The sequence below is a fragment of the Candidatus Nitrospira bockiana genome (genome assembly GCF_965152565.1).
Window position 1 is genome coordinate 4,231,167 of sequence record NZ_OZ224215.1, and the last position, 12,202, is coordinate 4,243,368.

9 protein-coding genes and 1 pseudogene are annotated in these 12,202 nt (G+C 62.8%); 5 read left to right on the forward strand and 5 right to left on the reverse strand.

Annotated features, from left to right (window positions below; genetic code table 11):
* Window positions 1-189 precede the first annotated feature (189 nt).
* From ACWHYV_RS20800 to ACWHYV_RS20810, 3 genes are all read left to right on the forward strand, one after another.
* Complete coding sequence (locus ACWHYV_RS20800) at window positions 190-1,440, forward strand: MEDS domain-containing protein (RefSeq protein WP_447978408.1); 1,251 nt, start codon at window positions 190-192, stop codon at window positions 1,438-1,440.
* A gap of 155 nt (window positions 1,441-1,595) precedes the next feature.
* Window positions 1,596-2,519 (forward strand): endonuclease/exonuclease/phosphatase family protein, encoded by a 924-nt coding sequence (locus ACWHYV_RS20805; protein WP_447978409.1) that lies wholly within the window; start codon window positions 1,596-1,598, stop codon window positions 2,517-2,519.
* Window positions 2,520-2,776: 257 nt separating this feature from the next.
* Window positions 2,777-2,941 carry a hypothetical protein gene (locus ACWHYV_RS20810; protein WP_447978410.1) on the forward strand — a complete coding sequence of 55 codons (165 nt, stop codon included), beginning with the start codon at window positions 2,777-2,779 and terminating at the stop codon, window positions 2,939-2,941.
* A gap of 48 nt (window positions 2,942-2,989) precedes the next feature.
* Here the strand turns inward: ACWHYV_RS20810 and ACWHYV_RS20815 are convergent, their stop codons facing one another.
* The 3 genes and pseudogenes from ACWHYV_RS20815 to ACWHYV_RS20825 all read right to left on the reverse strand — a co-directional run.
* Window positions 2,990-5,473 (reverse strand): ATP-binding protein, encoded by a 2,484-nt coding sequence (locus tag ACWHYV_RS20815; protein WP_447978411.1) that lies wholly within the window; start codon window positions 5,471-5,473, stop codon window positions 2,990-2,992.
* Between the two features lie 175 nt (window positions 5,474-5,648).
* Window positions 5,649-9,023 (reverse strand): ATP-binding protein, encoded by a 3,375-nt coding sequence (locus ACWHYV_RS20820; RefSeq protein ID WP_447980760.1) that lies wholly within the window; start codon window positions 9,021-9,023, stop codon window positions 5,649-5,651.
* A 105-nt stretch (window positions 9,024-9,128) separates the two neighbouring features.
* Window positions 9,129-9,284, reverse strand: a pseudogene (locus ACWHYV_RS20825) (zinc-ribbon domain-containing protein); the annotation flags it as partial.
* A gap of 427 nt (window positions 9,285-9,711) precedes the next feature.
* On the opposite strand from ACWHYV_RS20825, the gene ACWHYV_RS20830 reads away from it, so the two are divergent.
* Together ACWHYV_RS20830 and ACWHYV_RS20835 are read left to right on the forward strand one after the other, a co-directional pair.
* Window positions 9,712-10,344: an SRPBCC family protein gene (locus tag ACWHYV_RS20830; RefSeq protein WP_447978412.1), complete on the forward strand. Its 633-nt coding sequence runs from the start codon at window positions 9,712-9,714 to the stop codon at window positions 10,342-10,344.
* Between the two features lie 195 nt (window positions 10,345-10,539).
* A complete protein-coding gene (locus tag ACWHYV_RS20835) occupies window positions 10,540-11,076 on the forward strand; it encodes a hypothetical protein (protein ID WP_447978413.1) in 537 nt (178 codons plus the stop codon).
* Between the two features lie 23 nt (window positions 11,077-11,099).
* On the opposite strand, the gene ACWHYV_RS20840 is transcribed toward ACWHYV_RS20835, so the two are convergent.
* Window positions 11,100-11,306, reverse strand: coding sequence for a hypothetical protein (locus ACWHYV_RS20840; protein WP_447978414.1), 207 nt, complete (start codon window positions 11,304-11,306; stop codon window positions 11,100-11,102).
* 104 nt (window positions 11,307-11,410) lie between these two features.
* Window positions 11,411-12,181: an SLBB domain-containing protein gene (locus ACWHYV_RS20845; RefSeq protein WP_447978415.1), complete on the reverse strand. Its 771-nt coding sequence runs from the start codon at window positions 12,179-12,181 to the stop codon at window positions 11,411-11,413.
* Between the last annotated feature and the right edge of the window lie 21 nt (window positions 12,182-12,202).

Below are 12,202 nucleotides of genomic sequence, written 5' to 3' on the forward strand. Positions count from 1 at the left end.
CGCCCAGAGGGAGAAGGCGTGCGCGGGGCTGACGCTGCGTAGAGGTGTGGGGGACCGGTCGTGTCTGGGAAAGCACGCGTCGATTCCTCGGAATCTGACAGACAGTCAGGCTCGTTTCTGCTAGGGTGCATTGGGTTCGGTATGCCGCTCGTTCTGACAACTCCGCTCCGCCCTCCTAAGGAGGAGAAGATGCAGCCCGACGATTTCTTCCAGACCGTTCCCTCAACCGATGTGACCAGCCTTCATCAGTGCGACCACTTCGTCCAATTCTATGAGCGGGAGGACTTCCTGCTGGATGCGTTGAGCGGCTTCATCGGCTCGGGACTACGGGGCGGAGACGCCTGCGTGGTGATCGCCACCCTCCCCCACAGAAACGGCCTGGAGGCGCGCTTACAGGCGTCCGGCCTCGACCTGCCCCATGCCATCGCGACCGGCCAGTATCTCTCACTGGACGCCGCCGACACCCTGAGTCGGTTCATGGTCGAGGACGGCCCTGATCCCGATCGATTTGCCGGCACGATGGCCCCCGTCCTTGCGCGAGCGGCCGCCGGTGGGCGAGCGGTCCGGGCATTTGGCGAGATGGTCGCGCTGTTGTGGGCGGATGGAAAGATGCAGGCGGCCTTGCGTCTGGAAGAGCTGTGGAACGACATGGTCAAACGCGATCGCTTCTCCTTGTTCTGCGCCTATCCACTCACCGCCTTTCTGCGCGCCGCGGACGGGGACGCGTTCGCGGAGATCTGCATGAAGCACTCCCGGGTCATTCCGGAAATCCCCGACACGGAGCGGGCGTCTCTCAGTAATCCGCAGACGGTCATCGCCCTCCTCAGGCAGAAAGCGATCGCGCTGGAAGCCGAGATCGCGGAGCGCCAGAAGGCCGAGGAGAGACTGGCTCGCCGGGAGAAGGAACTGGCGGATTTCTTGGAAAACTCCGTCGTCGGTTTGCACCAGGTCGGTCCCGATGGAACCGTCCTCTGGGCCAACAAGGCCGAGCTGGACCTCCTCGGGTATGCGCCTCAGGAGTACATCGGCCGTCATATTGCAGAGTTCCACGTCGATCCCGACGTGATCGACGACATCCTCGCAAAGCTGCGTCGCGGGGAGGCCGTGTACGACTACCCTGCACGGCTGCGATGCAAGGACGGCTCGGTCAAACACGTGCTGATCCATTCCAATGGATGCTTCGAAGACGGCAGGTTCATGCACACGCGCTGCTTTACGCAGGACGTGACCGAGCACTGGAAAGCCGAGCAAGAAATCCAACGTCTCAACCGGGAGCTGACCGGCAAGGTCGAGGAACTGGAGCGGTCTCGGGCCGACCTCAGCGAGAAGGTGATCGATCTGGAACGGTTCCACGACGTCGCCGTGGGCCGCGAGTTGAAAATGATGGAGCTGGAAAAGAAGCTCGAGGCGTTGACGTCGGTTCCCCGCGACCTTCCCTGACCGCCGTCCGGTTGTCGCCCTCCGCAGAAAGCCGGCAGGCAATCCACCTCCGTTTCGCCTACCCTCGGCTCAGAGCGCAGCCGCCGGTCGGTCTTGACGACGTGCCGGCCCGTCGCCAACATGGCCTCATGTGGCTGGCCCTCCTGTGCCTTTTCATGCTCGGCTCTGCACCGGCCGTTGCGGCTGCCGACGGAGCTGTTCTCCCCCTCCGTGTGGTCACCTACAACGTCCTCCATGGGGGCCTCGTCTCCGGCTTCGCTGAAGGCGACACCCATCTCGAGGCGCGGCTCGCGATGGCCGTCGAGGAGCTGAAGGCGCTGGACCCGGACATCATTGCGCTACAGGAAGCCTCGGAAAGCCGACGCCACGGAAATGTCCCGCGCCGCCTCGCCGAGCACCTGGGCTTCCACGTCGTCTTCGCCCCCGCCACCGAGCGCATCGTGAGATTCCGGCCGCTCGACAGGCTGATCGTCGCCCTCCTCGGCTTCAAGGAAGGCATCGCCATCCTCAGCCGCTTCCCGGTCGTGCAGAAAGCGATCCATGATTTGCCGCGATGCCGGCACAAGCTCGAGCCACGTATCCTGCTCCATGTCGAGGTCCAGACGCCCGCGGGGCCCCTGCCCGTCTTCTCGACGCACACGGCGCGCGGGGATGAGTGTCAGATCGAGCGGGTCGGGGAGATCGTGCAAGCGGGCCGGGGCCCCGGGCTCTCACTGTTGATGGGGGACTTCAACGTGGCCGAGACCTCCCCGGCGCTCACCACGCTTCGGCAAGAGCCCGGGGTGATCGATGCCTTCCGTGCCGTCAATCCGGACGATCCCGGGCCCACGGTGTGGCAGCGCATCGAGGTCGAGCGGCCGACCGTCTCCCGGCGGGTCGATTTCATCTTCCTGTTGAACGGGGGAGCCTCGAGCGGCGCCGTCCGATCCAGCCGGACGGTATTCAATCGCCCCGGCCGTCTCGCCAACGGAGCCGCCCTGTGGCCATCGGATCACTACGGCGTCTTCGCCGAGGTGGAGCCCTCCTCGATCGAGAGCAGGCGGACGGCCGAGCGGTCACGAAGGGGAGTCGGCCAGTAGTCACGCGCCTCAGCGTCACCGTTCAGAGTCTGCTCGTAACCTGCTGGAGCGTATCTCCCCCGATACAGGTGTATCCGTACCGCTGGTCTCGCACCTCGAAGAGACCGCGAGTCGGTGTCCTTCCTCTCTCCAAGCGATGTGAATGACTGGGCTTTCCTTCAGCCACTCGCCTTGGTATTGCCTTTGCTCAACCACCGCATCAGGACAGTCGGACAACGGCATGAGGTCAACGACCATCGGGCAGGAAGGAGGACACCATGGCGTGGATGGTGCTCACATCAGCGGCGGCAATCTTCGGGATGTTCGTGCTGATCTTCGCGGAGCCGCGAAAGGGAACGTATCAGACCTTTGGGTCGGTGGTCCTCAATGCACCTGAGCCCGAGGCGGACACGCATGAAGAGACGCGGCGGTTGGCCGCGTAGAGGGCCTTCGGCGGCGTGTAGCCTCGCGGGCTCGAAGGGCCGGCACCATCAGCCCGCGCTCCGCCATCCGAGAACGTTGTGCGCGACGAGGGGCTTGCGAAACCCTTTCAAGCTGAGAGGACCGATACACTCCACCTGAACGTGATCATGAAGAACGTGAGCCACTCGCTCGGAGACGAGGATCTGACCGTGCCGCGCTTCCCCACAGAGCCGAGCCGCGAGATTGGTGACGGGGCCGATGGCGGCATAGTCTTGGCGCCCTTCGAATCCGATAATGCCCAGCGTGGCATACCCGGTTGCGATGCCGATTCCCGCCCCGAGATCGATGCCGCGCCGGTTCCAGGCCTTGCATAACTCCGCCATGCGAGCCTGCATGGCCAGCGCCATCCGGACTGCTTGCTCGACGTGATTGGGGACGGGAAGGGGATCGTTGAAGAAGACCATGATCGCATCGCCCGCGAACCGCTCGAGCGTGCCCCCATGGTCGGCAATGAGCCGTCCCATCTCGGCGTGATAGTCTCGCAGCACCCCCATCAAATCCTCCGGGGCGGCCGCCTCGGCAAACTCCGTGAAGCCCCGCAAATCGATGAACACGACCGTGATCTCGCCACGATGACCTCTTAGGAAGTCTTCCCGGTCGCCGGCGACGATCATCTCGGCCAGGTGAGCCGGAAGGAAGCGCGCCATCTTCTCCTTTTGCAGTTGCATGAGCTCGCGTTCCTGTGCGCGCGCCCGGATGAGGTTGCCGACCCGGGCCAGCAGCTCATGCTCGTCAAAGGGCTTGGCCAGATAGTCATCGGCCCCGGCATTGAGGCTCTCCACCCGCGCCTCGGTCCCCGCCCGGGCGGTCAAGAAGATGACGGGGATCGACCGGAGCGTCTGATCCGCCCGCACCGCGTTCAACAGATCGTAGCCGCTCATGCGGGGCATCATGGCGTCGGTCACGATCAACTCCGGACGGTCGGCCCGGACCTGCTCCAACGCGTCCGCCCCATCATGGGCCAGGATCACGCGATAGTGCCGTGCCAGCACGCGCTCCAAGTAGACCCGCATATCGGCGTTGTCGTCCGCGACCAGGACGAGCGGCCGCTCGATGGCGCTGTTGATGGGAGCGCCACGAGACGGTCCTTGGGCGGGTTCACTCCCGCCGACGGCCGGCAAGAAGGTGACCTCGTCGTCCTCTTCCAATGGGACCATGCCGCCGGCCCCCCCGACCGCGCCCCTGGGGAGTCTGACCGTGAAGGTCGAGCCGCGGCCGAGGTCACTGTCCACGGTGATCGTGCCGCCGTGCATCGTGACGATGTCTTTCACCAAGGCGAGTCCGATCCCGCTGCCTTCATAGCGCCGCGTGGCGCTGCCCTCCACTTGCGTGAACCGGTCGAAGATGCGGCCCAACTGGTCGCGGGGGATACCGATGCCGTTGTCCTCGATCTCCAGCTCAACGGTCGAGTCGCCGGCGGTCAACCGGATCCACACCTGTCCCCGGTCGGGGTCGCTGAACTTGAACGCGTTCGACAGCAAATTGAACAACACCTTCTTCATCTGTCGCGCATCCGCTTCCAAGGCAACCGGCTCACCGAGGCCCTTGAGATGAATGCGTCGGGGTTGGCTGGAGTCGAAGTTGGTGACGACGCTCCGCACCAGGGCGGCGAAATCGATGCAACGTTTTCTCGGCGCGGCCTGCCCGCTGTCGAACTTCGCCAGATCCAACAACTCATTGATGAGGAACAACAGGCGCGAGGTGTTGCGCAGGCCGGATTCCGCCAGTTGCCGGGTGTCCTGGTCGGCGGCACGCGGCAGGAGGGTCTTGAACGCGGCCAGGCTGAGGGTGAGCGGCGTGCGGAGCTCATGGCTGATGTTGGCGAAGAATTCCGATTTCAGCCGGTCCAACTCGAGCAGCTTCTTGTGCGAGGCCTCCACCTCCTGGCGGGCCCGGCGCTCGGAGCCCCTCGCCTCGAATTCCGCCCGCTGAAGCCGCTCGTAGAGGTAGACGGAAAAGAGCAGGGCCACACAGGTCCAGAGAAGAAAAAACGAATTCTCGATGGCGGCATTGACGTCGGCGGGCGACGTCGCGCTCATGACGTTGGCGCCATAGTACGCCGCCATCGTGACGAGCTGGGCGATCAAATGGCTTCGCCACGACACCGGGACGATCACCGCGGCGGCCAAGAACACGAGGTTCAGCCCGTTGTAGTACTGCGCGGTGAACCCGCCCAAGATCACGGTCATGCGGACGACGCAGAGATTGCCGACGAGAACCCAGAGGATCAGTAAGCCGTTCGGGGTGACAAGAGGGGCTCGTGTGGTGAGGGCGGCGAACCCGGCCAGTAAGCCGAGCTCGAGGACGACGCGGGTAACGAACAGCTCCCCCAGGTGGTCGCCGTGCAGCAGGACGTCCGCGCCGATGAACACGGGATTGGCGACCAGCCCCAGATAATACAAGACTCGCAGCCGTTCGCGGATGAAGTCGCGGCGCCACCGGCCATAGTCGTCGGGGTCGTCGCGTGACCGTTGCTCCGGCGGCTGGGCCATCGCGGGAGGCCTCCAAGAGAGGACAGCTGCGCCCTGGACATCCGAGCGGTGAGCTTCTGCAGGCTAGGCCGCTCTCGGATGCAAGTCAAGCGCGGCCGGAGAACGTCAGGCCAGTAAGAAACTCGGCTCATGACCTTCGGAGCAGGCGACGACTTCATCGGTCCCCGGTCCCCGCTCACCGGCATTCGATCATGCCCGCCTTCGAGACAAGGACCTCGGCTCGATGGAGGAACGTTTCCTCACCCGTGCGATTCCCGATTTCCAGGTAGATCCGCGCACGGTCATACTCGAGTCCCAGGGCCTCGGCGGTGCGCACACTCCGTTCCCACCAAGCACGCGCCTTGGCGGTCTTCTTGCTGTGCCAATAATAGGTCCCCAGACAGCGATAGGCGGCCGGCAAGCCGGTTTCATCGAGCTGGCTCTTCCGTAAGGCCAGACCGCATGCGTCTTTGGCCTCGGCGGCAGCGGCCTGATCCCTCGGTCCCGACGGCTCATCGAGCAAAGCCAGTTTTAGCTCCGCCATACCGACATAGACTTGCGTGAGGAGCAGGCCTCTCAACCGACGGACCGTAACGGTTTCAGAGGCCGATTCCAGGATCGTGCGCGCATCCGCCAAGGCATCGTTCCGGATGTAGCACATCGCCAAGTCGGCCTGAGCACACGCGACAAAGGGATAGTCGGGGACCGCCTTGAAGAGATCAACCGCGCGCTGAAGATGAGGGATCGCCTCGTCGATTCGCCCGGACTTCCACAGTGCCCGCCCCAGGCCTTGAAGTCCCCATCCCCATACCTGGCGGTCGGCGGTACTCTCTCCAATCTTGATAATCTCTTCACTCAGCTCTTGTGCTTCATTGAGGGGCAAGAGCCAACTCAGAAGTACCGACGCGGCGCCCCATCCATGCCAATCACCCGCTTCTCTATACGCGGCTGCGGAACGGCGGTAATAGCGGATGGCCGGCTCGAGTCGGCCTCGACAGGCTTCATGCATACCGAGGCCATGGTAGGCGTAACCGGTGGCGATGGGATTCCGTAGCTTCTCGGCGATCGCGGCGGCACGGTGGTGGTACCCCGAAGCGATTCTCCGCAAAGAAATGAGATCCAGAACCGTTCCGCAGACCATCGCCCCCACTGCGGTTCCCAATGCATACCCGGCCTCTTCGGAGGTATTGAAGAACGTGAGGAAGTCGAGGAGCAGGCGTTCCTGGTCGGTGAAGTAATCAATCCAGGCGAGGACGATGCAGGTCCGGAAGAGCTCTTCGGCGACTCGAATTCCGTCCTGTCTTGCGCCCCGGGGCAGCAAGCCAGGCAACAGCCGATGGGCAAGTTGCCGTGAGAGTTGTTTCAGAATCGCGATCCGAATCCCGAGCCGACTCTGCGGGTACGACTGACCGAGTCGAAGGAGCGCCCGATACAGATACTCGACCGCCTGCACGTGTTCACCACGCCGGAATAGCGCCTCGCCCATGGTGCGTTCCAGCGCGGCTCGTTCACGTGGATCCCACCGGTCGCCAAAACCCCGCTCATAGATCGCGAGGGCTTGTCGATAGAGCGCCAGCGCTTCCGCATCGGCGGCCACCTTGCCTGCTTGATGGGCCGCTTTACACAAGTAGTCCTGCGCCTTCCCCCACTGCTCGGCCTTGGCATAGTGGTACGCCAGCAGCGTGAGGACCTCTTCGAGGCGGTCACTGAACAGCCCTTCGAGGCACTCCGCGACGCGGCGATGCAGCTCTCTCCGTCGATCCGCCAGAATGCTCGCATAGGTCGTCTCCTGCACCAACGCATGTTTGAAGACGTATTCGAGCTCCGGGATCTGACGTTTCTCGCGAATCAGCTCCACTTCCTGAAGCTCGATCAGATGCTGGTCCAGCTCGTCGCCGGCTTCCATGATGTGTCGCAGCACTCGGTCGAAGAAGCTCCGGCCGATGACCGAAGCCACCTTGAGGACATGCTTCACGTCATCATCAAGACGATCGATTCGAGCCGTGAGGACGTCCTGGATCGTGTCCGGAATGACGATCTCCCCCATCTCCGCCGTCAACAGCCATGTGCCCGGGTGCTTCCCCCGCACCAGGACCCCGGTGGTTTGAAGCGACTGAATCACCTCTTCAATGAAGAACGGGTTGCCTTCGGCCTTGCTTCCGATCAAATCAGTCAGCCAGGCGGGCAAATCCGTGCTACCGATCAAGGCACCAATGAGCGCGGTGCTTTCGGCAGGAGAGAGGGGCGCAAGCGGAACCTCCGAATAGCGTTGAGCATATTTGCGCAGGGCGAGATCACGCAGCCGCATGCCGGGACAGACGGGATCAGGACGGGTCAACCAGCAGATGAGCAAGGGGACGGTTTCCGTCAACGGAAGCAGATGCTCCAAGAGGGCGGAGGACGATTCGTCGGCCCAATGCCAATCCTCGAAGACCAAGACCAGAGGTCGAGTAGAAGCCAGTTTCTCGAAGAACAGCCGGGTGGCCCGGAAGATTTGGCGGCCGATCGCCTGCGCGTCCAGATACTTGATGCGGTCGTTCCGCTCGCCTTTGCTGTCGAACCCCAAGAGCTTCCCGAGGTACGGCAAGATTTCGCTCGTCTCTCGAGGGAACACTTGGGCGATACCCAGCTCGAGTTTGTCCCAGGCTTCGTCACCCGTCTCGTCTCCCGTGATGCCGAAAAAACTTCTGATGACGTCGTGGAACGGCCAGTAACTCATCGACTGACCGAAGGAGATGGCCCGCCCTTCCAACCAGAAAAGCGCCTGCCGTCCGACAGGACGTCTCACCTCCGCGACGAGACGAGACTTGCCGAGGCCGGCCTCGCCGATGACGGCGACCAGCCCACCGTGGCCGTGAAGGACACGTTCGACGGCCGAGCTCAGGACCTTGATCTCGTCAGCCCGCCCCAGGAGCGGGACCCCCGTATCAAACGAACGTCCCCCGCCACGTTGATGTGTGGCGCCGCGGAGTCGATAGATCCGTACCGTTTCCGTCTTGCCCTTCACACGGTGATCGCCGATCAGCTCGGCGTCGATATACTGCGCGGCGGCCGCGTAGGTCTGCTCGCTGAGATAAATCGACCCCGCCGGGGCGTCCTGTTGGAGCCTGGCGGCCACGTTGGTCGTGTCTCCGACGGCGGTGTAGTCCATGCGTAAGTTGTCGCCGATCTTCCCCACCACGACCTGGCCCGTGTGAAGCCCCATGCGAACCGTAATCGTCTCAGAATTGCTCGCCTGCCCATCTTGAAGCGCCCTTTGGATCCCAAGCGCGGCCAGCGCCGCCCGTCGCGCATGGTCCTCGTGCGCAAGAGGGGCTCCGAACAAGGCCATGAATCCGTCGCCGAGAAACTGGTTGATCGTCCCTTCGTAGCGATGAACCTCGCCGAGGGCGAGATCGAAAAATTGATTCAGCAGCGCGTGCATGGCGTCCGCGCCAAGGCGTTCGGCCAGCGCGGTGGAGTTGGCGATGTCGCAAAACAGCACCGTGACCGCCTTGCGCTCCCCTTCCAGACTGCTGCGGGATGACAGGATGCGTCTGATCAGATGCGCAGGCGTGTAGGACCGGGGCATGCTGGGCTGTGCTTCACGCGGCTCATGCTTGGAACCCAAGACCTGACCGCACCCACCGCAGAACTTGTCGTACGGTTCGTTCTGGAACCCACAGGATGCACACGCCAATGGGAGCATACGGCCACATTGGGAGCAGTACTTCCGCCCCTCGCTATTCGTCATCCCGCAATGGCGACACAGCACGGCGCGCTCCGGTTCTTTACTGTGGCCCAATAGGACCTCTTCTCCGGCCCCAATCGCCCGAAACTCAGCAAGAGCCATACCGTTATGCCCTTCAGAAAGGGCAGGAAGAGAAGATTGGAAATAGTGAACTTAGCGGCGGCCGATGATTGATTGTATTTTTATCGCCAGGAATCCGTATCGAATCGAGTACGGTGCATTTATCTTGTCCGATACGTCAGGACAGCAATGGGCCTTCCTGGGTAATCCCCGCTCTGCGTGTGCGGCCCCGGACGGGTGTCGGAGTATGAAGGAAAAGTCGGACGCCGCCGGGTGTGTCGGTTTCCTCGCAGCGCCGTGAACCATCCGGGTTGGGCGGTAGGCTCGGCACCGACCGGCGACAGGATCGGCCGGGGACAGCCAAGCGCTAACCGGACGGCAGCATTGTGAGCGGCGTTCGATCATGCTCTAGCAAAGAAGACAACGGGAGGGAACGATGAAGGCATGGAGAGCAAGGGGATCGCGTCGTATGACGCCACGCACCGCCCTCTGGCTCGGGCTTGGACTCGTGGGTGCCGGAATCCTCCTGCGGGCCGTAGGCCTGGAAAGACTGACACGACTCCCGTCCTCGCAAGTCCTGGGAAGGAAGCCTCGGCACCAGGAGGGCTGGAGCCGCATCCGCGTCGCCCATCCAGTCACCGCGGTCTATGACTTCCTCCGGCAGCCCGAGAACGCCCCGAAGTACCTGCCGCACATCGACGAGGTCCAGACGCACGACGCGCGCCATGCGCGGTGGATCATGCGAACGCCGGGAGGGGTCCGGGTCACCTGGGAGGGTGAGCTCGTGGACGACCAGGCGCCGAAACGCCTGGTGTGGCAGTGGCGCGAACGCGGGATCGATGCAGGACGACTCACCTTCGAGTGCACGGCCGCCGAAGGGGGCCGAGAAACGTTGGTCGACCTTGGTCTCGACTATGACAGGAGCGCCTCTCCGCTCCAGACGGTTTTCGCTGAATTGTTGCCCGACCCACGGGCCCAGGCCGAGACCGCCCTTCGTCAGTTGAAGCGCTTTCTCGAGACGCCCGCGCCCGAGCCAGTCGAACCGGTGGCCGAGCGCGAAGGCATCAACCAAGGGGGGTCGGGCTCGGGGGTGAACATGTGAGCCGAGGGCCTGATCCGCGATGAGTGCCTTTCGGGCCCGCCTTCTCCTCACCCATTGCTCTCAACCGTATCCTTGCAGGACGAGAGAGCCGCTTCGGCGACCTCGTCCCGCGCATTGCCCACCCTTGTCTCCCGGCGTTACCATGGAGTCGCGGGGACGATGACGACCAACCACGAGCATAGAGGAGGGATGACTATGAGGGCCCATGATGCTGTACCGATCATGCCCATGATCTTCCTCTTGTCCCTCGGCGCCTGCGCAAGCTCGGGCGATCTCGATGCCCTTCGTCAAGAAGTCAGATCGAGCCTCGGTGCGACGAAGCGTGACGTCCGTCAGGTGCAGGCGAGAGTCGATGCGGTCGCGGAAAGCAAGGCTGATATCGGAACGACACGGCAACTGGAAACGGCCGTGCGCACCTTGGAAAAGAAATGGGACCTCATGAGCGATGATCTGGGGCGGGAAGTCGTCGCCATGAGGAAAGCGCTCGAGCAGGCGAACAGCATGCAGGACGCGCAGAAGGAGATCGACGACCTCAGCCGGAAGGAGGTGGAGCTCGGACGGAGTCTCCACCAACTTCAGTCCCTGGTGGCCACGTCGACGAGTCAGGTGCAGGCGCTGGCCCGGGCGCTCGTTCGCGCGCATCACGCGCAGATCGAAACGCTCCAGAGCCAGGCCAAGGAGCTCGAGCAAACCGCGAGAGCCCTGGACGTGACCGTGGACAAGAAACACTGAGCGTCGCGGGGCCGGCGGGCGTCCTAGAACCCGGGAGAACGCATCGATTGATTCAGTTCGCGGTCCGCAGCTTCTTCCATGCCTTTTTCTTCCATGGGCGGCTGGTCGCTGCCTGGCTCGGGCGAGACGCCTAGCTCGGGCGGGCTCTGCTCGCCCGGCGGCTGGCTGGGCTTCTTATCGTGTTGCGGCTTCAGTCGGCTTCCACCCACAACAGCTCTCATCAGATTCATGTGGAGGTCGACGCCATATTCTGCGGGCTCGATAACCTCCCGGAGCGGCGTGACGTTGAGCAGAAAAGCGGCCGTGACGGCGAGCTGCAGATCGAAGCGGATGGCTAGAAAAAGCTCTCGGGCACCAAGATGATGTCATCCGGGGATATTGGCTCATCAAGCCTTGCACTGAACGATTGCTCTTGGTTGTCCACCATCCGAAGAATCTTGGTCCGGCGCTCCGCTGCCTTTTCTGTGAGGCCGCCTGCCATCGTTATGACTTGATGGACGGTTAATCCTTCCTCGAACACATACTCCCCTGGCTTCCTCACCTCCCCCGTCACATAGAATTTCTTCGCTTGGCTGACCACGATGAGATCGTCGGGCAAGGCGCTCGCGTGCAGATCGATGGCAACGGTCTTACGCACGCCATCACGAGTTCGTGTGAGTTCTAGATGACGCCGCGCGGCTTTCTCGGTGAATCCCCCCGCCATCGCAATGGCCTTCTGTACCGTCAGCCCCGGTTCATAGGCATAGCCTCCGGGGGCCTTCACTTCCCCGGCAACGTAGAAGTTGCGATATTTGGCGATGAGGATCGTCACCTTGGGATTCTTTAAATAACCATCCGCCAGACGTTTCGTGAGAAAATCACGCAACTGCAGAATGGTCTTTCCCTTGGTGGATACCGGTCCGAGTAGCGGAAAGCTAATCTTCCCATCGTCACCCACTTTGGCTTCTAGGCTGAGATCATCCTCTCCAAATACTTGAATGCGGATGACGTCATTCGGCCCCAGTGTATACGCGTGCTCAGAACCGGCCTGCACCCCGGCTCCCTGAGCGACCATCAGCAGCATGATCACCATGGCAACAGCGTGGCAACTCCGCATCGTATTCATCCTCCTCGCTCCTCCCGCTGG

Bases quoted from the DNA above. Each gene is read 5' to 3' on its own strand.
- ACWHYV_RS20830 (WP_447978412.1), top strand. From the start codon at position 9,712: ATGACGCCACGCACCGCCCTCTGGCTCGGGCTTGGACTCGTGGGTGCC.
- ACWHYV_RS20835 (WP_447978413.1), top strand. From the start codon at position 10,540: ATGAGGGCCCATGATGCTGTACCGATCATGCCCATGATCTTCCTCTTG.
- ACWHYV_RS20820 (WP_447980760.1), bottom strand. From the start codon at position 9,023: ATGCCCCGGTCCTACACGCCTGCGCATCTGATCAGACGCATCCTGTCA.
- ACWHYV_RS20815 (WP_447978411.1), bottom strand. From the start codon at position 5,473: ATGGCCCAGCCGCCGGAGCAACGGTCACGCGACGACCCCGACGACTAT.
- ACWHYV_RS20845 (WP_447978415.1), bottom strand. From the start codon at position 12,181: ATGAATACGATGCGGAGTTGCCACGCTGTTGCCATGGTGATCATGCTG.
- ACWHYV_RS20810 (WP_447978410.1), top strand. From the start codon at position 2,777: ATGGCGTGGATGGTGCTCACATCAGCGGCGGCAATCTTCGGGATGTTC.
- ACWHYV_RS20800 (WP_447978408.1), top strand. From the start codon at position 190: ATGCAGCCCGACGATTTCTTCCAGACCGTTCCCTCAACCGATGTGACC.
- ACWHYV_RS20805 (WP_447978409.1), top strand. From the start codon at position 1,596: ATGCTCGGCTCTGCACCGGCCGTTGCGGCTGCCGACGGAGCTGTTCTC.
- ACWHYV_RS20840 (WP_447978414.1), bottom strand. From the start codon at position 11,306: ATGAATCTGATGAGAGCTGTTGTGGGTGGAAGCCGACTGAAGCCGCAA.